General features: G+C 65.5%; 20 protein-coding genes and 1 tRNA gene. 18 read left to right on the top strand and 3 right to left on the bottom strand.

What is annotated here, in order from left to right; translation table 11 throughout:
* Positions 1–63: 63 nt before the first annotated feature.
* The 17 genes from AC5RVB_RS11225 to AC5RVB_RS11145 all read left to right on the top strand — a co-directional run bounded on the left by AC5RVB_RS11225 (position 64) and on the right by AC5RVB_RS11145 (position 18533).
* Positions 64–1254 (top strand): amidohydrolase, encoded by a 1191-nt coding sequence (locus AC5RVB_RS11225; RefSeq protein ID WP_227904180.1) that lies wholly within the window; start codon positions 64–66, stop codon positions 1252–1254.
* 293 nt (positions 1255–1547) lie between these two features.
* Positions 1548–2642 (top strand): BMP family lipoprotein, encoded by a 1095-nt coding sequence (locus tag AC5RVB_RS11220; RefSeq protein ID WP_423723762.1) that lies wholly within the window; start codon positions 1548–1550, stop codon positions 2640–2642.
* 169 nt (positions 2643–2811) lie between these two features.
* The gene (locus tag AC5RVB_RS11215) at positions 2812–4371 is read left to right on the top strand and encodes an ABC transporter ATP-binding protein (RefSeq protein ID WP_227904181.1); all 1560 of its coding nucleotides are present in this window, start codon (positions 2812–2814) and stop codon (positions 4369–4371) included.
* Positions 4368–5717, top strand: a complete 1350-nt coding sequence (locus tag AC5RVB_RS11210) for an ABC transporter permease (protein ID WP_423723763.1) — start codon at positions 4368–4370, stop codon at positions 5715–5717. Before AC5RVB_RS11215 ends, AC5RVB_RS11210 begins: the two co-directional genes overlap by 4 nt.
* Positions 5714–7003, top strand: a complete 1290-nt coding sequence (locus AC5RVB_RS11205; RefSeq protein ID WP_227904182.1) for an ABC transporter permease — start codon at positions 5714–5716, stop codon at positions 7001–7003. Before AC5RVB_RS11210 ends, AC5RVB_RS11205 begins: the two co-directional genes overlap by 4 nt.
* 91 nt (positions 7004–7094) lie before the next feature.
* The gene (locus AC5RVB_RS11200; protein ID WP_227904183.1) at positions 7095–7499 is read left to right on the top strand and encodes a cytidine deaminase; all 405 of its coding nucleotides are present in this window, start codon (positions 7095–7097) and stop codon (positions 7497–7499) included.
* A gap of 6 nt (positions 7500–7505) precedes the next feature.
* Positions 7506–8795 carry a thymidine phosphorylase gene (locus AC5RVB_RS11195; protein ID WP_494142711.1) on the top strand — a complete coding sequence of 430 codons (1290 nt, stop codon included), beginning with the start codon at positions 7506–7508 and terminating at the stop codon, positions 8793–8795.
* Positions 8796–8931: 136 nt separating this feature from the next.
* Positions 8932–9597, top strand: coding sequence for a DedA family protein (locus AC5RVB_RS11190; RefSeq protein ID WP_494142720.1), 666 nt, complete (start codon positions 8932–8934; stop codon positions 9595–9597).
* A 19-nt stretch (positions 9598–9616) separates the two neighbouring features.
* Complete coding sequence (locus tag AC5RVB_RS11185; RefSeq protein ID WP_227904194.1) at positions 9617–10765, top strand: adenosine deaminase; 1149 nt, start codon at positions 9617–9619, stop codon at positions 10763–10765.
* Positions 10758–11462, top strand: coding sequence for a MazG nucleotide pyrophosphohydrolase domain-containing protein (locus AC5RVB_RS11180; RefSeq protein WP_494142710.1), 705 nt, complete (start codon positions 10758–10760; stop codon positions 11460–11462). Before AC5RVB_RS11185 ends, AC5RVB_RS11180 begins: the two co-directional genes overlap by 8 nt.
* Before the next feature lie 145 nt (positions 11463–11607).
* Complete coding sequence (gene eno, locus AC5RVB_RS11175) at positions 11608–12888, top strand: phosphopyruvate hydratase (protein WP_494142709.1); 1281 nt, start codon at positions 11608–11610, stop codon at positions 12886–12888.
* 160 nt (positions 12889–13048) lie between these two features.
* The gene (locus AC5RVB_RS11170; RefSeq protein ID WP_494142708.1) at positions 13049–13762 is read left to right on the top strand and encodes an FtsB family cell division protein; all 714 of its coding nucleotides are present in this window, start codon (positions 13049–13051) and stop codon (positions 13760–13762) included.
* A 63-nt stretch (positions 13763–13825) separates the two neighbouring features.
* Positions 13826–14509, top strand: coding sequence for a DUF501 domain-containing protein (locus AC5RVB_RS11165; RefSeq protein WP_227928877.1), 684 nt, complete (start codon positions 13826–13828; stop codon positions 14507–14509).
* Positions 14506–15489, top strand: coding sequence for a Ppx/GppA phosphatase family protein (locus AC5RVB_RS11160; protein WP_227928878.1), 984 nt, complete (start codon positions 14506–14508; stop codon positions 15487–15489). Before AC5RVB_RS11165 ends, AC5RVB_RS11160 begins: the two co-directional genes overlap by 4 nt.
* Positions 15486–16895, top strand: a complete 1410-nt coding sequence (locus AC5RVB_RS11155; protein WP_494142707.1) for a S8 family serine peptidase — start codon at positions 15486–15488, stop codon at positions 16893–16895. The genes AC5RVB_RS11160 and AC5RVB_RS11155 overlap by 4 nt, the downstream gene beginning before the upstream one ends.
* Before the next feature lie 65 nt (positions 16896–16960).
* Positions 16961–18346, top strand: coding sequence for an NAD(P)/FAD-dependent oxidoreductase (locus tag AC5RVB_RS11150; protein ID WP_227904200.1), 1386 nt, complete (start codon positions 16961–16963; stop codon positions 18344–18346).
* A 113-nt stretch (positions 18347–18459) separates the two neighbouring features.
* Positions 18460–18533, top strand: a tRNA-Leu gene (locus AC5RVB_RS11145).
* Between the two features lie 119 nt (positions 18534–18652).
* Here AC5RVB_RS11145 and AC5RVB_RS11140 read toward each other — a convergent pair.
* Entirely contained in the window at positions 18653–19192 is a 540-nt protein-coding gene (locus tag AC5RVB_RS11140) for a hypothetical protein (RefSeq protein WP_494142706.1), read from the bottom strand.
* Positions 19193–19402: 210 nt separating this feature from the next.
* Between AC5RVB_RS11140 and AC5RVB_RS11135 the strand changes: the two genes are divergently transcribed.
* Positions 19403–20800, top strand: coding sequence for an ABC transporter substrate-binding protein (locus AC5RVB_RS11135; RefSeq protein WP_227904202.1), 1398 nt, complete (start codon positions 19403–19405; stop codon positions 20798–20800).
* 199 nt (positions 20801–20999) lie between these two features.
* Here the strand turns inward: AC5RVB_RS11135 and AC5RVB_RS11130 are convergent, their stop codons facing one another.
* Together AC5RVB_RS11130 and AC5RVB_RS11125 are read right to left on the bottom strand one after the other, a co-directional pair.
* Entirely contained in the window at positions 21000–21746 is a 747-nt protein-coding gene (locus AC5RVB_RS11130) for an ABC transporter ATP-binding protein (protein ID WP_227904203.1), read from the bottom strand.
* Positions 21743–22690 (bottom strand): ABC transporter ATP-binding protein, encoded by a 948-nt coding sequence (locus tag AC5RVB_RS11125; RefSeq protein WP_227904556.1) that lies wholly within the window; start codon positions 22688–22690, stop codon positions 21743–21745. The genes AC5RVB_RS11130 and AC5RVB_RS11125 overlap by 4 nt, the downstream gene beginning before the upstream one ends.
* Positions 22691–22714 lie beyond the last annotated feature (24 nt).

Genomic DNA, 22714 nt, shown 5'->3' with positions numbered 1-22714 from the left:
GGGGCGCACATTCCCGTTTCCCGGGTGGAATTGGCTAACCTAGAAGTTGTGCAAACTATCCCGTTGAGCAATTCCCCCATCCCCTCGATACGGGGAAGTGTGGCTCCGCTGCTGGGTGGGTTGATCGACTTCCGGCGGGACCTCCATGCCCACCCCGAGCTGTCAACCAAGGAGTTCCGGACCACCGACCGGATCGTGGAAGCACTGGAAGCGGCCGGCCTCGCACCCAAGCGGCTGCAGAACACCGGTGTTGTCGTCGACATCGGAGACGGACCGCTTCGCCTCGCCCTGAGGGCGGATATCGATGCCCTTCCGGTCCTGGAGGAAACGGGGCTGCCCTATGCCTCGGAGCACACGGGCATAGCCCACGCCTGCGGGCATGACATTCACACCACCGTGATGCTCGGTGTTGCCCAGGTGCTGGCGAAGTTCGACGCCGCCGGTGAGCTCGGCGGGCGCGTGCGGGTGATTTTCCAGCCGGCCGAGGAAGTGATGCCCGGCGGCGCCCTGTCCGTCATAGAGCAGGGAGCCCTTGACGGCGTTCCCCGCATCCTTGCCCTGCACTGCGATCCGCGGGTGGACGTTGGACAGATTGGTACCCGCATCGGCGCTATCACTTCGGCGTCGGACACCATCCGGATCGAACTCAGCGGACGGGGCGGGCACACGTCCCGGCCCCACCTGACCGAGGATCTTGTTTTCGCCCTGGCCGAGATTGCCGTCAGTGTCCCAGCCGTGCTGTCGCGGCGGATCGATGTACGCAGCGGCGTTTCGGTGGTCTGGGGGCAGATGCATGCCGGCTCCGCCCCCAATGCCATTCCCGGCCACGGCTTCATGGCCGGAACCATGCGCTGCCTGGACGCCGAGGCCTGGTATGCCGCCGGTGAGCTCCTGGACAAAGTGGTGCGGGAAGTTGCCGCTCCGTTCGGCGTCGAGGTAGCCCTGGAACACACCCGCGGTGTGCCGCCGGTTATCAACGCGGACGCGGAAATCAGCCTGCTTGAAGCCTCCGCCCGCGCCGAACTGGGTGAAGACGCCGTGGTCCTGGCCCCGCAGTCCATGGGCGGTGAGGACTTCGCCTGGATGACCCAGACTGTGCCGGGCGCCCTGATGCGCCTGGGTACGCGGTCTCCCGGCGGGGAGACCTTTGACCTGCACCGGGGGGACTATAACCCCGACGAACAGGCCATCAGCTGCGGCGTGAGCGTGATGGCAGCGGCTGCCCTGCGTGCCGCCCGCGGACTGCGCCACTAGGAAATTCCCCGCATCCGGGTGCTGATCCCCGGGGGCCGCCCCGACGCGCGCACGGAGACTAGCAGTAGGCACCGGGACGGCCGGTGTCATTTGATAACAACATGTAAACAATTGTTCCGACAGGGCCGAAATGTGACTGGTGTCGCGTCGGAGACCTTATGGTTGTCTTGCTGCGGTCCAACGACGGACGGAGCGCCGCATCACACCGGGTACCGGTGCGCCTTTTCCGGCAGACCGGGATTGGCACCGAGTACCCACCTACGGCGAACGCCATTTTCTTTCCTGGAGGAACATTGAAGAATTTCCCGCGCAGCTTCAAGCGCAATGCCGGCGTCTCCGCCGCCATGCTCGGCGTGTCGGCGCTCCTGCTTTCCGGTTGCGGCGCTGCACCGGAAGAGGAGGCCGAGGGCAGCTCCGAGGCCGCTGCGAGCAGCGACTTCACCGGCTGCATTGTCTCCGACGCCGGTGGCTGGGACGACCGCTCGTTCAACCAGTCCACCTATGAAGGCCTGATGGCTGCCAAGGACGCGCTGGGCATTGAAACCCGTGAAGTCGAGTCCAAGGATGCATCCGACTACACCAACAACGTCAACAGCACGGTTGACGCGGGCTGCGACCTGACGGTCACCGTTGGCTTCCTGCTCTCCGACGCCACGAAGGACGCGGCGGAAGCAAACCCGGACACCAACTTCGCCATCGTTGATGACAACGCCATTGAGCTCGACAACGTCAAGCCGATCATCTACGACACGGCCCAGGCCGCGTTCCTGGCCGGCTACGTTGCCGCAGGCACCACCCAGACCGGCACCGTTGCCACCTACGGCGGCATGAACATCCCCACCGTGACCATCTTCATGGAGGGCTTCGCCGACGGCATCGAGTACTACAACGAAGAAAACGGCACCGATGTGAAGCTCCTCGGCAGCGATTCCTTCGTGGACAGCTTCGACAACCGCGCCGCCGGCAAGACGCTGACCCAGAACTTCATCAATGAAGGCGCCGACATCATCATGCCCGTCGCCGGTCCGGTGGGCCTGGGCACCATGGAAGCCGTTGTTGAAGCCAACGACGGCGGCAAGGACGTCAAGGCCGTATGGGTTGACTCCGACGGCTACGAGACCGCCGGCATCGGCCAGGAATACATCCTGACCTCCGTCATGAAGCTCATGGGCGACGCCGTAGAGAACATCGTCACCGAATCCGCCGAAGGCAACTTCAGCGCCGAGCCGTACGTCGGCACCCTCGAAAACGGCGGAGTGGACCTGGCTCCGTTCCACGACCAGGAAGGCAATGTGCCGGAAGAGGTCAAGACCGCGATTGAGGATCTGAAGGCCAAGATCATCGACGGCGAGATCAAGGTCGAGTCCAAGTCCAGCCCCCAGCAGTAACGGGTCCCGGACTGCCTGCAGACACCAACCGCCATGTCCCGCAGCCACGCTGCGGGGCATGGCGGTTTGTCTGTGCACACCAGGTTTTTCCTCCCAGGCTGCAGGGACGTCTTCCGCACTGCAGCTTTTACTCCCACACAGCACTTTCGAACAGATTGGTTGGGGTTTTGTGAAACTCGAACTCAAGGGCATCACTAAGCGATTCGGTTCGCTGGTGGCCAACGACCACATCGACCTCGTGGTCGAACCCGGGCAGGTGCACAGCCTGCTCGGTGAAAACGGCGCCGGTAAATCGACGTTGATGAACGTCCTTTACGGACTGTATGAACCCACCGAGGGGCAGATCCTCCTCGACGGCAAACCCGTGACCTTCAACGGACCTTCAGACGCGATGGCTGCAGGGATCGGCATGGTGCACCAGCACTTTATGCTGGTGCCCGTGTTCACCGTGGCGGAGAACGTCGCTTTGGGAAATGAATCGACGCGGCTCGGGGGCGCACTGAACCTGCAAACTACCCGCACACGCATCCGTGAAATCTCCGACAAGTACGGCTTCGACGTTGATCCCGATGCCGTGGTCGAGGACCTGCCCGTGGGCGTGCAGCAGCGCGTGGAAATCATCAAGGCACTGATCCGGGACGCCGAAGTGCTGATCCTTGATGAGCCGACCGCCGTCCTGACGCCCCGCGAAACGGACGAGCTGCTCGCCATCATGCGCCAGCTCACCAGCGACGGCAAAGGCGTGGTCTTCATTTCGCACAAGCTGCGCGAGGTCAAGGCGGTGTCCGATGTCATTACCGTGATCCGCCGCGGCAAGGTCATGGGCCAGGCTGAGCCCTCCGCCAGCACCACCGAACTCGCTGCCCTGATGGTTGGCCGCTCCGTCAGCCTGACCCTGGGCCGGGAGGCTGCAACGCCGGGCGAGGAAACCTTCCGCGTGGAGAACCTCTCCGTGCTGTCCGGGAATGGACAGGCGGTGGTGAACGGCCTCAGCTTCGGCATTGCCAAGGGGGAAATCCTGGCGGTCGCCGGTGTCCAGGGCAACGGCCAGACCGAACTGACCGAAGCGATCATGGGCCTCCAGGACCACGTCACGGGGTCCATCAGGCTCGACGGCCGGGAACTGGTGGGCATGAAAACCAGCCGGATCATCGACTCAGGCGTCGGCTTTGTCCCTGAGGACCGCTCGGTGGACGGCCTTGTTGGAACGTTCTCGGTTGCCGAGAACCTGGTCCTGAACCAGTACAACGAGCCGCCTTTTGCCCGCGGCCTGTCCATGAAGCCCTCGGTCGTCGCGGCCAATGCGGACGCGAAGATTACCGAGTTCGACATCCGCACGCAGTCCGCTGCGGCCCTGGCCGGCACCCTTTCGGGCGGCAACCAGCAGAAAGTGGTCATGGCACGGGAGCTGTCCCGTCCGCTCTCACTCTTCATTGCCAGCCAGCCCACCCGCGGCGTCGACGTCGGGTCCATCGAGTTCCTGCACCGGAGGATCATCGCCGAACGTGATGCCGGCACGCCGGTGATGATCGTGTCCACGGAACTGGACGAAGTGCTGGAACTGGGCGACCGCATTGCCGTGCTGTACGGCGGACGTCTTATGGGCATTGTGCCCGGAGGCACCTCGCGCAACGTGCTGGGCCTGATGATGGCCGGAATGACGGCCGAAGAAGCACTGGCCCGCGAAGCAGCGTCAGAAGAGAACAATACCGAGGGAGGGGCCCTGTGAGCCCGGAAAAGTCCACCGAAGGTGGGCACAACGCAGACCGCGAAACGTCCGAAGCCGAAGAGCTTCGACTGGAAGCTGCGGCCGAAACCGCGGGAGGGCAGCTGCCTCCGCCCGCCGCTGCGGTAGGAACCACCATCAAGCCCGCCCCCGATGCGGCACCGGGAGTGCTTGAGCGCATCGTGACCGGCAGCGGTCTGGTGTCCGTGCTGGCTGTCCTGATGGCGCTGGTGGTCGGCGGGGTGCTGATCGCACTGACCGACGAGGACACCACCGCTGCGGCCGGCTACCTCTTCAACCGGCCCGGAGACTTCTTCGCCGCCGCGTGGGACGCTGCCGCCGGAGCCTACTATTCGCTCTTCCAGGGCTCGATTGTCAACGTTGAGGCGGAGAGCTTCACGCGAGCGATTTATCCCCTGACCCAGACGCTGACCACCGCCACTCCGCTGATCTGCGCCGGCCTCGGCGTCGCGCTGGCGTTCCGCGCCGGCCTGTTCAACATCGGTGCCCAGGGCCAGATCATCATCGGCGCCGCACTGGCCGGATGGGTCGGGTTCACCTGGCAGCTGCCCATGGCACTGCACCTGCTGCTGGTGATCGTCGCCGGCCTGCTCGGCGGCGCCATCTGGGGCGGCATTGCCGGCCTGCTGAAGGCCCGGACCGGTGCGCATGAAGTCATTGTCACCATCATGCTCAACTACGTCGCCATCCAGCTGGTGGCATACCTGCTGACCACGCCGGGCTTCCAGCGCGAGGGATCGAACAACCCCATCAGCCCCCAGCTGAACGAAAGCGCCATGTTCCCCAAACTCCTGGGCGACAGTTTCCGGCTGCACTGGGGATTTGTGCTGGCGATCGCCGCCACCGTGTTTGTCTGGTGGCTGCTGAACCGCTCCACGGTCGGCTTTGAACTCCGCGCAGTAGGCGCCAACCCCGACGCCGCCCGCAACGCCGGCATCAGCACCACCAAGGGCTACGTGGTGGTCATGCTGATCGCCGGTGCACTGTCCGGCCTGGCCGGCGTCTCGCAGGTTTCCGGCACCGAACGCGTGCTGACCGCCGACGTCGCCGCGAGCTTTGGCTTCGATGCCATCACCGTGGCGCTGCTGGGGCGTTCGACGCCGTGGGGAACCTTTGCAGCAGGCCTGCTGTTCGGCGCCTTCCGCGCCGGCGGCGTGGCCATGCAGACCAACACCGGGACCAGCATTGACATTGTCCTGGTGGTCCAGTCCCTGATCGTCCTGTTCATTGCCGCCCCGCCGCTGGTGCGTTCCCTGTTCAGGATCCCGCCACCCGGAGCCTTCCGCACCACCCGCAAGAGCGCCGAAGCCGCCGGAGGAGCAGCATGAGCACCGCAACCACCACAGCCCCCGCGCCGTCCCCGGCGCCGGAAACAGTAGTGCGCAGCTGGAAAACACCCATTCTGCTGGGCGTCCTGGCCATACTCGGACTGGTTTTCTTCGCGTTCCTCTCACCGGACACCGAGGTCACTTTCCGTCTCACCGACCCGGAAGCGGCCATCACGCTGCCTAACCTGGTCTTCTCAGCCCGGGCCTTTGGCTGGGCCGGCGCCATCGCGCTTGTCCTGCTTGCTGCCTGGTCCTTTGTCCTGGTCCGTTCGGGCCGGCGGCTGCCCCTGTGGCTGCCGATCATTTTCGGCGTCGTCTTCGTCTCGGGCTTCCTGGCCTGGTCCGTCGGCAGCACGGGTAACCCGAATGTTGCCCTGTACGGCCTGCTGGCCGGCAGCGTGACGCTGGCCGTACCGCTGGTCTTCGGTTCGCTTTCCGGCGTCCTCTGCGAACGCTCCGGCGTGGTCAACATTGCCATTGAGGGCCAGCTGCTCTTCGGCGCCTTTGCCGCCGCGGTGGCCGGTTCCCTTTCCGGCAACGCGTTCATCGGCCTGCTCGCCGCAGCCATCGCCGGTGTGCTCGTTTCCCTGGTCCTGGCGGTATTCAGCATCAAGTACATCGTGAACCAGGTGATTGTGGGTGTGGTGCTGAACGTTTTGGTCTCCGGCCTCACCGGCTTCCTGTTCTCCACGGTCCTGAGCAAGAACGCCGCCGAACTGAACACGGCCCCCCGCCTGCCGAACATCAGGATTCCGTTCCTGGCGGACATTCCGATCATCGGTCCGATCCTCTTTGACCAGTCCCTGATCGGCTACCTGATGTACTTCGCCGTCGCCGCCGTCTACTTCGGGCTGTTCCGCACCCGCTGGGGCCTGCGCACCCGCGCCGTGGGCGAACACCCGAAGGCAGCTGACACACTGGGCGTGAACGTCAACCGCACCCGCTTCACCAACGTGCTGCTGGCCGGCGCAGTTGCCGGCATCGGCGGGTCCTTCTTCACCCTGGTCTCCGTGTCCAGCTTCGGCCAGGACATGACCGGCGGCCAGGGCTACATTGCCCTGGCAGCCCTCATCCTGGGCCGCTGGAACCCGTTGGGCGCCGCCGCAGCAGCCCTGCTGTTCGGCTTCGCCACCAACCTGCAGTACGTGCTGGGCCTGCTGGGTACACCGGTGCCCAGCCAGTTCCTGTCCATGCTGCCGTACGTGGTGACCATCTTTGCCGTCGCCGGCGTGGTGGGCCGCTCCCGCGGACCGGCCGCCAGCGGCGTGCCGTACATCAAGGGATAACCGCAGCGGGACCGGCGGCCGGAACACCGGCCGCCGGTCCCGCCGTCGTTTCCGGTCCGCACCGGACCGGGGCGCAACCGGAAGGAAAGACATGACCGCTCAGACCCCCCAGGCGGACTGGGACGTGCTCCTGGAGCATGCCCGCGCAGCCCTCACCCACGCCTACGTGCCGTACTCGAAGTATCCGGTGGGTGCCGCGGCACTGACCGACGACGGCCGGATTGTTTCCGGCTGCAACGTTGAAAACGCCTCCTACGGACTGACGCTCTGCGCCGAATGCTCCATGATCAGCCAGCTGAACATGACCGGCGGCGGGCGCCTGGTGGCGTTCACCTGCGTAGACGGCGCCGGTGCGGTGCTGATGCCGTGCGGGCGCTGCCGGCAGCTGCTTTACGAATTCCGTGCTCCCGGAATGGAGCTGATGACCGTCAGCGGCATCCGCAGCATGGACGAGGTCCTGCCTGACGCTTTTGGACCGCAACACCTGGAAGGGTAAATGCACATGAACAGCACAGACTTTGATGCCGTAGACATCATCCGCACGAAGCGGGACAAGGGTGTCCTCTCGGCCGCGCAGATCGACTGGACCATTGACGCCTACACCCGGGGCACCATTGCCGACGAGCAGATGGCCGCCCTGAACATGGCGATCCTGCTCAACGGCATGAACCGCGAGGAGATCTTCCGCTGGACCGCGGCCATGATTGCCTCCGGTGAGCGCATGGACTTCTCCTCGCTGGGCAAGCCCACCGCGGACAAGCACTCCACCGGAGGCGTGGGGGACAAGATCACCCTCCCGCTGGCCCCGCTGGTGGCCGTGTTCGGCGTGGCTGTTCCGCAGCTGTCGGGCCGCGGCCTGGGCCACACCGGCGGCACCCTGGACAAGCTGGAAGCCATCCCGGGATGGCAGGCCTCACTGAGCAACAGCGCGCTGATGAACCAGCTGCGCGACGTCGGTGCCGTCATCTGCGCAGCCGGTGCGGGCCTGGCACCGGCTGACAAAAAGCTCTACGCGCTGCGGGACGTGACCGGCACGGTGGAAGCCATTCCCCTGATTGCCTCCTCCATCATGAGCAAAAAGATCGCCGAAGGCACCGACTCCCTGGTGCTGGATGTGAAGGTGGGCTCGGGCGCGTTTATGAAGGACGAGGCCATGGCCCGGGAACTGGCCGAAACCATGGTCGCCCTGGGCAAGGACGCCGGCGTCAACACCGTGGCCCTGCTGACCGACATGTCCACCCCGCTGGGACTCACTGCCGGCAACGCCATCGAAGTCCAGGAATCCGTGGACGTGCTGGCAGGCGGCGGGCCCGAAGACGTGGTGGAGCTGACTGTCCGCCTCGCCGAGGAAATGCTGACCGCCGCCGGGGTGCGCGACGCCGATCCCGCAGCAGCGCTCAGGGACGGCCGGGCCATGGACGTCTGGCGCCGGATGATCTCGGCGCAGGGCGGAGATCCGGATGCGAAACTGCCCGTGGCGAAGGAATCCGAAACCATCTATGCACCCGCCGACGGTGTGCTGGTGGAGCTCGATGCCTTGTCCGTGGGCGTCGCCGCCTGGCGCCTGGGGGCCGGCCGTGCACGCAAGGAGGACGCCGTGCAGGCGGGGGCCGGCGTCGTGATGCATGCGAAGCCCGGTGCCACCGTCCGGGCCGGCGAGCCGCTGATGACGCTGCTCACCGATTCGCCGGAGAAATTTGACCGGGCCCGCGAGGCCCTGGCGGACGCCGTCGTCATTGCGCCCGAGGGCTCACGCCCGGCACGCCGGCTGATCATCGACCGGATCAGCTAGCAGCTTCCCCGGTTGCTGGAACCGCAGAGGTGCCCGTGGCGATCCGCCACGGGCACCTCTGCGTTCGTGGCATGCTTGTAGAGGATCGATAGCCCAACCCAAGGAGCGGCAACTGTTGGACTTTCTCAGTGTGACGGTGGACGGTATCAACAGTTTCATCCTCTCCACCGCGGGCTCCCCGTGGGTGTATATCGGTCTTTTCCTGTGCTGCCTGATTGACGGTTTCTTTCCGCCGGTCCCCAGCGAGTCCCTCGTGGTGGCCCTGGCCTCACTCGCCATGAGCGGCGCCGGCGTGAACATCTGGCTGATTATCCCGGCCGCCGCCCTGGGCGCGTTCCTGGGCGACAACCTCGCCTATCTGATGGGACGCGGGATCGGCATGGACCGGTTCGCCTGGATGCGCCGGCCCAAAACGCGCCGGTCCTTTGCCTGGGCCCGGCACGAACTGGAGAAGCGCTCGGTGTCCCTGATCCTCGTGGCCCGGTTCATCCCCGTGGGACGGGTGGTGGTGAACCTGACGGCAGGGGCCACCGGGTTCCCGCGCCGGCGCTTCGTTTTCCTGACCGCCATCTCCGGGGCCGTCTGGGCCGCGTACAGCGTGGCCATCGGCGCGATAGCCGGCGCCTGGTTCACCGAACACCACCTGCTGGGCGTGGTGGTTGGAGTCAGCGGCGCGCTGGTCCTGGGCCTGGTCATCGACCGCATCATCACCATGGTCCGCGGTACGGCGCCCGGAGCACCGCGTCCGGTGGAGGACACAGAGCAGGCCGAAAATGACGAAAGCACACGGAAGGCCGCCTGAAACGCCGTAGAGTTGCCGTGTGACTGAGCCTACAGATTCCTCCGTAAACACTTCCCGACTCGACGTACGCAGCCTGCCGAAGGTCTCGCTCCATGACCACCTGGACGGCGGCCTGCGCCCGGCAACAATCATCGAACTGGCTGCAGCCGTCGGCCACCAGCTTCCCGCCACCGACCCGGTGGCCCTGGGGGAGTGGTTCCGCGAGTCAGCGGATTCAGGGTCGCTGCCGCGCTACCTCGAAACCTTCGACCACACCATTGCCGTGATGCAGACCCGCGAGGGGCTGACCCGCGTTGCCCGCGAGTTCGTGGAAGACCTGGTGGCCGACGGCGTGGTGTACGCCGAGATCCGCTGGGCACCCGAACAGCACCTGAGCGGCGGACTGAGTCTGGACGAGGCCGTGGAAGCAGTCCAGGCCGGACTCGAGGAAGGCGTGATGAACGCCGAAACGGCAGGCAGCTTCATCCAGGTGGGCCAGCTGATCACGGCCATGCGGCACGCGGACCGCGGCATGGAAATTGCCGAACTGGCCGTGCGGCACCGGGATTCGGGGGCCGTGGGCTTCGACATTGCCGGCGCCGAAGACGGTTTCCCGGCCTCCCGTTTCAAGGACGCGTTCACCTACCTGGCCGAAAACCAGTTCCCCGCCACGGTGCACGCCGGCGAGGCAGCAGGCATCGAGAGCATTGTTGACGCGCTGGTGCACGGCAGGGCCCTGCGGCTGGGGCACGGCGTGCGGATCGCCGAGGACATCACGGTTGAATTCGAAGCCGACGACGCCGCGTCCCCGGATGAGCCTGAAGTGGGCATGGTGAGCATTGGCCGGGTCGCCGGCTGGGTACGGGACCGCGGAATCGCCCTGGAGGTCTGCCCGTCATCGAACCTGCAGACCGGGGCCGTCGCCTCCTTCGGCGAGGACATCGAGACCCACCCCATTGACCTGCTTTACCAGACCGGCTTCGCCGTGACGGTAAACACCGACAACCGGCTGATGAGCAACGTCAGCCTCACCGGCGAGTTCGAGCTGCTGATGGACACCTTCGACTACGACCTTGATGACCTGCTGGAGCTCACCATGAATGCGGTGAACGCTGCGTTCCTTCCCCTGGATGAACGTGCCGCACTGTCCGCCTTCGTTACCGAGGGATTCAACCGCGCCCGTGGCTGAAACCGACCTCCCCGATGACCTGGGCGAACGGTTCAGCCGGCTCGCCCAGGTCATCGGCACCCTGCGTGAACGGTGTCCCTGGACCGCGGCGCTGACCCACGAATCCCTGCTGGAGTACCTGGTGGAGGAAAGCTACGAGGTCATCGAAGCGGTGGAAGGCGGTACAGCCGGTCCGGAACGGGCCGCCGAACTGCGCGGGGAACTGGGCGACCTGCTCCTGCAGGTACTGCTTCACGCCCGCCTGCAGCAGGAAACCGGCGGCTTTTCCGTGGCCGACGTTGTGGATTCGCTCACGGCCAAAATGATTCGCCGCAATCCGCACGTTTTCCACCCCGACGGCTCTCTCCGGGAGGGCGCAGGGTCAGCGGACATCGCAACCATCGAAGCCGCCTGGGACGAGGCGAAAAAGACCGAAACCCCGGACCGGGCCTCGGCCTTTGAAGGTATCCCCGCGTCCATGCCGGCCCTGCTGCTGGCCGCCAAAACACTAAGCCGCGCCCGCAGGGCGGGCCTTCCGCTGCCGCCCGTCCCGGCGCCCGCCACGAACCCGGAAGCGCCGTTTGCCGGGGAAACTGAACTGGGGGATGCGCTGCTGGAGATGGTCCGCCGCGCATCGGAACAGGGACTGGATACCGAGGCGGCGCTGCGTGCGGCAGTCCGCCGGTACACGGACACCGGCCGGGGCAAAGCGGACTGATCCACGGCCGCTGAGCGCACGTATTCGGCGCCCGGACCTTACCCGCGGCCCCGATTCTATTAGGCTAAGAGGCAGACACCGTGGCCTGCCGCATAGGCAGGACGTAAGTTCTTCCACCATCGTTCCAACGAACAGGAGCAATTCAATGGCCATCATCGATGCCATCCATGCCCGCGAGATCCTCGACTCCCGCGGTAACCCCACCGTTGAGGTGGAGGTGCTGCTCGACGACGACACCTTCGGCCGGGCCGCTGTTCCCTCCGGTGCTTCCACTGGTGCTTTCGAAGCCAACGAACGCCGCGACGGAGAGAAGAACCGCTACCAGGGCAAGGGCGTGCTGCAGGCCGTCGAAGCCGTCATCGAACAGATCCAGCCCGCGCTGCTCGGCTTTGACGCCGCTGACCAGCGGGCCATCGACCAGGCCATGATTGACCTGGACGGCACCGAGAACAAGTCCGGCTTGGGCGCCAACGCCATCCTCGGCGTCTCCCTCGCCGTGGCCCGCGCCGCTGCCGAGTCCGCCGCCCTGCCGCTGTACCGCTACCTCGGCGGCCCGAACGCGCACATCCTCCCCGTGCCGCTGATGAACATCCTCAACGGCGGCTCGCACGCCGACTCCGACGTCGACATCCAGGAATTCATGATTGTTCCCCTGGGCGCCCAGACCTACTCCGAAGGCCTGCGCTGGGGCGTGGAGGTCTACCACAACCTCAAGTCTGTGCTGAAGGAAAAGAACCTCTCCACCGGCCTGGGTGACGAAGGCGGCTTCGCACCGAACCTGCCCTCCAACCGTGCAGCCCTGGACCTGATTGTGGAAGCCATCCAGCGTGCCGGCTACGTGCCCGGCAATGACATTGCCCTGGCCCTGGACGTTGCCTCCTCCGAGTTCTACAAGGACGGCGCTTACGTCTTCGAAGGACAGAACCGCAGCGCCGAGGAAATGTCCGCGTACTACGAGGAACTGGTCCGCGACTACCCGCTGGTCTCCATCGAAGACCCGCTGGACGAAGAGGACTGGGACGGCTGGCAGGCACTCACTGCCCGCCTCGGCGACAAGGTGCAGCTGGTGGGCGACGACCTGTTCGTCACCAACCCGGCCCGCCTGGAGACCGGCATCAAGAACAACGCCGCGAACTCCCTGCTGGTGAAGGTCAACCAGATCGGCACCCTGACCGAGACCCTGGACGCCATCACCATGGCCCAGCGTGCCGGGTACACCACCATCACCTCGCACCGTTCGGGCGAAACCGAAGACACCACCATCGCCGACATCTGCGTTGCCACCAACGCCGGCCAGATCAAGACCGGTGCCCCGGCCCGCTCCGAGCGCGTTGCCAAGTACAACCAGCTGCTGCGGATCGAAGAAGAGCTCGACGACGCCGCCCGCTACGCCGGGCGCAGCGCCTTCCCGCGCTTCAACGCCTAGCCCGTGACTACGCAACGCCTGCGGTAACCCGTGAACCGCAGGCGTTGCGAAACCGGCTGCAACACCGTGGGTGGGTAACCTCATTGGAGGAGACCCGCCCACACTGGTTTCCAATCCGCAGACCGCTTGGAACCGCTGATCAACGCAAAGAAGGACCCGCATGCCAACCCGACGTCCCAAGGTACCCAGGCCTGCTGCAGCCAAATCCGCCGGGACTGAGCCCACCGGAACCAAGTCCGCCGCACCGAAATCCGCCGCACCGAAATCTGCCGCACCGAAATCTGCCGGAGCCAAGCCTGCCGGCAGCAAATCCGGAAGGCCCGGGGACCGCCAGGGACGCCCCAAGGCGGGAAGCGCGGCGGCAGCCTCTGACGCGCGCGCTGCCATTCGCTCCCAGCTCTCCGGGGACATCCGCCGGCAGGACGGCGCGGATCCGGACCGGAAACGGGCCGCTGCAGGAACCGGTGAAACCCCCGGAGCCGAACTGCGGCCGGTACCGGCCAAGGCATTCTCCGGCAGGCTGCTGGTGCTGGCCATGGTGATGGTGGCCATCACCGTGCTGCTGGCGCCCTCGGTGCGCACCTACCTGCAGCAGCGTTCGGATATTGCCGCTGCCAAGGCGGAAATTGCGCAGGCGCAGGAAGTGCAGGCTGACCTGGAGGTCCAGCTGGGCCGCTGGGAGGATCCGGCCTACATCAAGCAGCAGGCCAGGGACCGCATTTTCCTGGTGATGCCCGGCGAAACACGGTATCTGGTTAAGGGCGAAAATGGTGTGGAGGAAGCGGACCGCAAGGCCGCCGAAGAGGCACCCGAGGACCTGCAGTGGGTCGATTCGCTCTGGGACTCGGTCAAGAGATCCGCCACGGCACAGTAATCTGGAGGCTGATAGTACAAGCAGCCCGGGGCCGCGCAGGCCCCCACGGAAGGAACCACCTGCATGACCCAGGACCAGCTCACCCCCACCCAGGAAGACCTGGAAACGCTGAGCCGGCAGCTCGGCCGGCCGGTGCGCGACGTCGTCGAAATCGGCGCCCGCTGTGTCTGCGGCAACCCGCTGGTGGCCACCACCGCCCCCCGGCTGAGCAACGGCATTCCGTTCCCCACCACCTACTACCTGACGCACCCGGTGATCACGGCAGCTGTCTCGCGGCTCGAAGCGGCAGGCCTGATGACGGAGATGACGCGCCGGCTGGAGGAAGACCCGGAGCTGGCGGAGCGTTACCGGCAGGCCCACGAAAGCTACCTGCAGGTCCGGAACGAAATCGGTGAGCGTACCGGCGCCGGACCCGTTCCGGAGATCGACGGCGTTTCCGCCGGGGGGATGCCCAACCGGGTCAAGTGCCTGCACGTTTTGGTCGGTCATTCACTGGCTGCCGGCCCCGGTGTAAATCCGCTGGGTGACGAAGCCCTGGACGCCATCACCGAATGGTGGACGCGGGACCGCTGCTACTGCGACGGCGCCTGGGACACCGCGGCTCCGGCTCCTGCCCGGGACCTGAGCCGGCATACGAAAACCCAGGGCCTGAGCCCGGAAGAACTGGAACACAAAAAAGCGGCACGCCGGGGTGGCGAAGCCCAGGCCGGAACCGCCGAAGCCGCATCAACCAAGGGGGAACTGTGACAGCTCAGGACCGGGAGAACGGCACCGCGGTGCGGGTGGCGGCTGTTGACTGCGGTACGAATTCCATCCGGCTCCTCATTGCGGACGTGGCCCGGGACGCGCACGGCAGCGCCCGGCTCACCGATGTAGTGCGCCTGATGCGTGTGAACCGGCTCGGCCAGGGCGTAGACGCCACGGGCCGGCTGGCTCCCGAGGCTCTGGAACGGACCTTCGCTGCGGCAGATGAGTACGCGGCCCTGATCAGTGAGCACGGCGCAACCCGGATCAGGTTTGTGGCGACCTCAGCCAGCCGTGATGCCGAGAACCGGCAGGAATTTATTGACGGCATCCGCGAACGGCTCGGGGTGGAACCCGAGGTGATCAGCGGTGACGAGGAAGCTGCGCTTTCCTTCACCGGAGCCGCCAGCGTCTTCGCCGAAACCAACGGCGCCAAAACACTGGTGGTGGACCTGGGCGGAGGCAGCACCGAATTTGTCCTGGGCGACTCCACCGGTGTGCTTGCAGCCAAAAGCACCGACATGGGCTGCGTCCGTTTCACGGAACGCCATCTGCGCTCCGATCCGCCCACCGAAGCCGAGATCACCGTGGCCCGGGCGGACATCCTGGACATGATCGCGCAGGCGCTGGCATCGGTCCCGCTGGCCGACACCGACCGGTTGGTGGGCGTGGCCGGAACCATCACCACCGTCACCGCCGCCGCACTCCACCTGCCCGAGTACTCCCCGGAGGCCATCCACGGGACCGAACTGACCCGCGAGCAGATCGACCAGGCAGCCGATGACCTGCTCCGGCAGGACCGCGCCGCACGTGCCGCCCTGCCCTACATGCACCCGGGCCGGGTGGATGTCATCGGGGCAGGCGCCCTGATCTGGCGCACAATCGTGGACCGGGTGGATGAGCTCACCGACGGGCGGGTAACTTCGGCCGTGACCAGCGAACACGACATCCTTGACGGCATCGCCCTGAGCGTAGCCGAATGAGAAACACCGACGCCGCCCTGAACGGCCGCACGCCGGCGGCACGCCTTCGAATGGCTGCGGCAGCGCTTTGTGCCGCCGTAGCACTGCCGCTCCTGGCACCGGCACCGGCACACGCCGATGAATGGCGGGACAAACAGTACTGGCTGGCCGACTACGGCATCACCGAAGCATGGAAGACCAGCAAGGGCGCGGGGGTGAAGGTCGCCGTCATCGACACCGGTGTGGATGCAACCCATCCCGATCTGGCCGGCGCCGTCAGCGGCGGCGTCGACGTCTCCGGCGCCGGTGATCCGGACGGCACCAAAGGTCTTGGCAGCACGCCCGAACACGGCACTCTGGTAGCCACCCTGCTCGCCGGCCGGGGCCATGAAGCACCCGAGGACAAGAAGAAAGACGGGGAGAAGAAGGACGGCGACAAGGACGAGGACAAAAAGGACAGCGACGCCGACAGGCCCGACGGAATCATCGGGGTGGCCCCCGAAGCGGAAATCCTCGCCGTGTCTGCCTGGATCGGCGGCACCAACCCCGGCGGTATTCCGATCGATACACAGATCCCCAACGCCGTCCGCTGGGCAGTGGACAGCGGAGCTAAAGTCATCAACATGTCCCTCGGCAGCACCTCCACCGCCTGGCCGGAAAGCTGGGATGACGCCTTCCTGTACGCCGAGCAGAATGACGTAGTGATTGTGGCTGCCGCGGGCAACCGGGGAGTCGGCATGGTGCAGGTGGGTGCCCCCGCCACCATTCCCGGCGTGCTCACTGTTGCCGGCCTGAACCGCGAGGGTGAAGCCAGCTACGATTCGTCCTCCGAGGGCATCAGCATCGGTGTGGCAGCCCCGTCCGAAGACCTGATCGGCGGACTGCCGGAGGGCACCTCGCGGTACGCGGGCTGGGAGGGCACCTCCGGTGCGGCACCGCTGGTTGCCGGCGTCGCCGCGCTGATCCGTTCGGCCCATCCGGAGCTGAGCGCAGCTGACGTTGTCAATCGAATTGTCAGCACGGCCCGCGACGCCGGGGCTCCGGGAACGGACACCATCTACGGGTACGGCATCCTCGACGCCAACGCCGCGGTGAACGCGGACGTGGCTTCCGTGACCACCAACCCCCTGGGCACCATCGAGGAATGGATCCGGGTCCACCGGCGGGTCGCAGAGGCTCCCGGCGCCGCGGATATTCCGGCGCCCACGGTCCCGGACCTGCCCGAGCCCACCGTACCTGCGGCTGCTGAACCGGCAGTAGAAAGCGATAACCTGCCCGCCACAGTGGTACTGGGCTTTGGCGCCCTGCTGGTCCTGGTGCTGGCAGCGGGAACCATCCATGTCACACGGGTACGGAAGCGGGATACGGCGAAAGCATCGGCGGAAAGCCCGGAAACCGGGCAATTGGACGAGGCCGGGATCCGCTGACACGCCGGACCGGCACGGGTAAATAGTTCGTGAAGACTTTCACAAAGTCGGGTAGGATGAGGGGTATGGCATCGAACAAACAGTTTTCTGATCGTCCCCGCGTTCTGGTGGTCGGCGGTGGTTACGTCGGTCTGTATGTAGCCAAGGATCTCCAGAAGAAGGTCAAGGCACAGGGCGGCATTGTTACGGTAGTGGACCCGCTGCCGTACATGACGTACCAGCCCTTCCTTCCCGAGGTAGCCGCAGGCACCATTGAAGCCCGCGACGCCGTTGTATCCCACCGCATGCACTTGAAGAACACCGAGCTGATCACCGGCAAGGTTACTTCCATCAACCATGCTGCCCGTACCGCCACCGTTGAACCGGGCGACGGCAGCGAACCGTTCGAGCTGCCTTACCAGGACGTTGTCCTGGCCGCCGGTTCGATCACCCGCACCTTCCCGATCCCGGGCCTCGCCGAGGCCGGCATCGGTATGAAGAGCATTGAAGAAGCCGTGGCCACCCGCAACCACGTCCTCGAGCGCATTGAAACCGCATCGCTGATGCCCGCAGGCGCAGAGCGCGAGCGGGCCCTGACGTTCGTCGTCGTCGGCGGCGGCTTTGCCGGCATCGAAACCCTGACCGAACTTGAGGACATGGCCCGCGACGCGGTCCGCCTCAATGACCGGGTCCGGCAGGAAGACCTCCGCTTTGTCCTGATCGAGGCCATGGGCCGGGTTATGCCCGAGGTCAAGCCGGACCAGGCCGAGTGGGTTGTGTCCAGCATGCGTGCGCGTGGCATCGAGGTACTGCTTAACACCTCGCTGGCCTCCGCCGAAGGCGGCCTGCTGAAGCTCATCAACATGGCGGATAAGTCCCCGGCCGGAGAATTCGGCACGGATACGCTGATCTGGACCGCAGGCGTGCAGGCCAACCCGATGGTTCGCGGCACCGACTTCCCGATCGACGAGCGCGGCCGCGTCCGCGCCAATCCCGAACTGCGGATCACCGGCGACGACGGCCCCATCGACGGTGCCTGGGCTGCCGGCGACGTTTCCGCCGTTCCCGACCTCTCCGGCGGCGGCGTTGGCGGGTTCTGCGTTCCGAACGCACAGCACGCCGTCCGCCAGGCCAAGCTGCTGGCCAAGAACATCATGGCCGCCCGCTACGGCGTCGGCAGCGTCGAGGAATACAACCACAAGAGCCTTGGTGCCGTTGCCGGCCTGGGCCAGTACAAGGGCGTTGCCAACATCATGGGCTTCGGCATGAAGGGCTTCCCGGCCTGGCTGGCCCACCGCGGCTACCACGGCCTGGCCATGCCGATGTTCGAGCGCAAGTTCCGTGTGGTCTCCGGCTGGCTGCTGAACGTGGCCTACGGTCGCGACCTGACGGACATCCGCAACCTGAAGCACCCGCGCCGCGGCTTCGAGGAAGCTGCAACGCCGGCTAAGAAGCCGGCGGCGAAGGCCTAGGGTTCTTCCTAGTCAAAACACAGGAACGGCGGCTTCTCCTGCGGGAGGGCCGCCGTTCCTGTGTTTCCTGCCGTCCCGGGCTGTCCAGTAGGCTTGGGAAGGCGTAAAGCCGCGCCCCAGTAGCCCAATTGGCAGAGGCAACCGACTTAAAATCGGTGTGTTGTCGGTTCGAGTCCGACCTGGGGTACTCCGTTCCGTACAGGCATGCCACCGCGCCGTATCCGCTGCCCCGTCCCAGGCGCCTGTATGTGCGCCGGGAGGGCAGCAGCGGCCGGGATGACGTGTCGGTGGAGCCCGGACCCTGACCTAGCCGCGTGAGCGGCGGTTGCGGTGCCTGAGCAGGAGCGTGCCGGCCAGTAGCCCAAGGATCACCACTGCCGCTACCGCGGGCAGTACCAGTGAGGTACGTTCCGTGTCCGCTGACTCGGGTGACGGCGTCGGCGTGGGGCTGGTGGTGGTACTGGGCGAGGGCGTGAGAACGGGGGCGGGTGCCGGCTCCGGCCCACCGGCAGGAGCGGGGGCAGGGGCAGGCGTTGCCGGTTCCGGCGCCGCAGTGGTCGGCACCTGTGCGGGTGCCGCGGAAGGTTCCACCGGAATGGGGACTGCCGGAACGGCCTCGTGGTATTCGCCGGTCTCGGGGTTGTAGTAGCTCTCGCCGGGGTTGTAGGACGGCGCTGCGTCGCCCGGGCTGTACTGCGTGGGAGCGCAGATCTCGGTGCCGTTCACCACCGCGGGAGCGAGGCCGGGGCCGCATTCAAGTGCCTGCGCCTGACCTGCCGGGCCAAGCAGCAACAGGGCTGCCAGCGGAAGTGCGGATACAGCGGTGGCCAGGTGCGGAACGTGCATTTTTCCCCCAAGAGAACGTAATACGGCCATCATATAGGTCCGCAGGGCACAAACGGGCAAGGGTGGATAAGCCGTAATGTGACGAGCGTTACAAGGCTGTAACCCCAAACTCTTATATTCGTCACAATGTTCAACTAGCTTTTCTTCTAATCAGGAACACCTGGTATTCGCATCAAAGGCACCCGCCTTTCGATCGGGGAGATAACTTTTATGACTGCACTACGAAATGCAGGCCGTCTTGGGGTGGGTGAAGGCTACGCCCGCACCGCCAGGATTGCCGCCCTCGGTTTGGGTCTTGCCCTGTTTGCCAGCGGCTGCAGTGGCGGAGGATCAGATTCCTCCGCAGAAGAAACCTCGGGCTCGGGTAACGAGACCGAAGCGGCTGCGTCCATCCTGTCCTGCCCCGAAAGCCAGGGCGGTACGGGGGAGGACCCGGGTGCCAAGGGTGATCCGGCGGCCGTGCCGGCTTCCACAGGCACCACCGAGACACCACTGAAGATCGGAACCCTGCTGCCCACCACCGGTTCGCTTGCGTACCTTGGTCCGCCGGAAATTGCCGGCACCAATCTGGCAGTCAAGGAAATAAATGAAGCAGGCGGCGTCCTGGGAAAGCCGATTGAGATAGTCCATCGCGACTCCGGTGATACCACCACCGACATCGCCACTCAGTCAGTCAATGATCTGCTCAGCCAGGATGTCAGTGCCATCGTCGGGGCCGCCTCATCGGGTGTGTCCAAGACGGTCATTGGCAATATCACCGGTGCGGGTGTCATCCAGTTCTCGCCGGCGAACACCTCGCCTGACTTCAGCACCTGGGATGACAACGGTCTCTACTGGCGTACCGCACCGTCCGACGTGATGCAGGGCCGTACGCTCGGCAACTACATCGTGACGTGCGGCGCGCAGACGGTGGGCATGATCGTGCTGAACGACGCCTACGGCACCGGCCTGCAGGGCAACATCAAGGAATCCGTGGAAGCAGCCGGCGGCCAGGTTGTCATCGAGGAAATGTTCAACGAGGGCGACTCACAGTTCAGCAGCCAGGTGGACTCGGTGGTAGCAGCAAAGCCGGACGCCATTGTGGTGATCAGCTTTGATCAGTCCAAGAGCATTGTGCCGCTGCTGACTGCCAAGGGTGTCGACCCGGGCCAGCTGTTCTTCGTGGACGGCAACGCATCTGACTACAGCAAGGATTTCGAAGCAGGAACCCTTGAGGGCGCCCAGGGCACACGGCCCGGATCATTCCCCTCGGAGGACTTCCTGGCCTCCCTGCTCGCCGTTGACCCGGATCTGACGGATCTGACCTATGCCGGTGAAAGCTACGACGCCGTCACCCTGCTTGCACTGGCAGCCGAGGCTGCGGGCAGCACGGACAGCAAGGCGATGGCCGCCGAGCTGGAGGGTTTGTCCAAGGACGGTGAGAAGTGCTTCGACTTCGCAGGATGCGTCACGCTCCTGCGCGGCGGCGGTGACGTCGATTACGACGGTTACTCCGGCCCGGTCTCCTTCGATGAGAACGGTGACCCGACCGAAGCGTTCATCGGCATCTACCAGTACGACGCCGACAACAAGCCGCAGCCGAGCCGTTCCGAGGCGGGCCAGCTGTAGCTGAAGCAGAAAGCATAAAGGAAGCCCCTGCCGAATTGGCAGGGGCTTCCTTTGTGCTGACGGTTGTCCCGAATGGCTCAGCACGGACGGGGATCCGGTGGGGCAGGGATGGAAAGCCGGCTGGCGGGCCGCTCCGCGCCCCGGGAGCTGCCCGGGCACCGGAGGGCGCCCCGGCTGCTTGCCGGGAGCCGGAACGCGGTCAGGCGGTCTCAGCCAGTGTGCCCAAGTAAAGCTGGATGACCTTGGGATCCTTCATCAGTTCCCGTCCCGTGCCCGTATAGGCGTCCTTGCCCTGATCCAGGACATAGGCGCGGTCACAGATCTGCAGGCAGCGGCGGGCATTCTGCTCCACCATGATCACCGACACCCCGGCCCGGTTGATTTCATGAACCCGCAGGAACGCTTCGTCCTGCTTGACGGGGGAGAGGCCAGCAGACGGCTCGTCCAGCAGCAGCACTGCCGGATCCATCATCAGCGCCCGGCCCATCGCGACCATCTGGCGTTCGCCACCGGAGAGGGAACCGGCCCGCTGGGCACGGCGCTTGCGGAGTTCGGGGAAAACCTCGGAGACGAATTCGAAGCGGTCCTTGAAGGTCCTGGGCGCCTGGTACACGCCCATCTGCAGGTTCTCTTCGATGGTGAGGGAGGGGAAGACGTTGTTGTTCTGCGGAACGAAACCAACACCGCGGCTCACCAGCTTGTTCGCCTTCAGCCCGGTGAGGTCCTGGCCACGGACCACCACGGTTCCGGAATGCACCTTCACCAGCCCGAACATGGCTTTCAGGAGCGTGGACTTGCCGGCGCCGTTGGGGCCGATAATCCCGATGAGTTCTCCCCGGCGTGCCTCAATGCTGCAGCCGTTGAGAATGTTCACCCCCGGAATGTAGCCGGCCACCAGATCGGTTACCTTGACAACGGAATCTCCGTCGAATGCCTCGCCGGTCATGCCTGTTCCTTCCGTTCGTCAATCCGCCTGCCGACCACGCCGTCAGGTTCCATGCCCACCGAGGACTCGGCGTCGTGTTCCAGTTCCGCCTCGAGTTTCTCGAAGCCTTCGGAATCCGCGAGGTCGACGTCGTGATGGGCGCCCAGGTACGCGTCAATGACGGCCTGGTCCTTCATGACGTCTTCGGGCGGACCTTCGGCCACGACCTTGCCTTCGGCCATCACCACCACCCAGTCAGCGATGTGGCGGACCATGTGCATGTCGTGTTCCACGAACAGCACTGTCATACCCTCCGCCTTCAGGTTCTTGATGTGGTCCAGCAGGGACTGGGTCAGCGCCGGGTTCACGCCGGCCATGGGTTCGTCCAGCATCACCAGCTTGGGCCGGACCATCAGTGCCCGTGCCATCTCCAGCAGCTTGCGCTGCCCGCCGGAGAGCGAGGCGGCATAGTCGCTGCGCTTGGTATCCAGTTTGAACTTGGCCAGCAGGACATCTGCCTGTTCGGTGATTTCACGTTCCCGGCTGCGCCACAGCGGCGGCAGCAGCGCCCGCCAGAGGGATTCCCCGGGCTGCGATGCAGCGCCCAGGCGCATGTTCTCGATGACCGTGAGCTTGCCCATGACCTTGGTCAGCTGGAAGGTGCGCACCATGCCCAGGCGGGCCACTTTGTACGCGGACACCCCGGCGAGGCCCTTTCCCTCGAATTGCCACTCACCGGATTGCGGTGTATCGAAACCGGTCAGCAGGTTAAAGAGGGTGGTTTTGCCGGCACCGTTGGGGCCGATCAGGGCAGTGATCTTGTGGCGCGGGATTTCTACGTGTTCCACGTCCACGGCGTTGATTCCGCCGTAGGTCCGGGTCACATTCTTCGCCACCAGGATGGGATCGCGTTTGCTGCAGCCGGGTCCGATGTCTCCGACGGCTATGGGGCGCGTGTCGCTCATGTACTCGTTGGCGCCGGCTGCCGG

This window comes from Arthrobacter sp. Y3225209 (genome assembly GCF_059090685.1).
The sequence above is the reverse complement of the archived record's forward strand: the minus strand, read 5'-3'. Positions and strand labels throughout refer to the sequence as shown.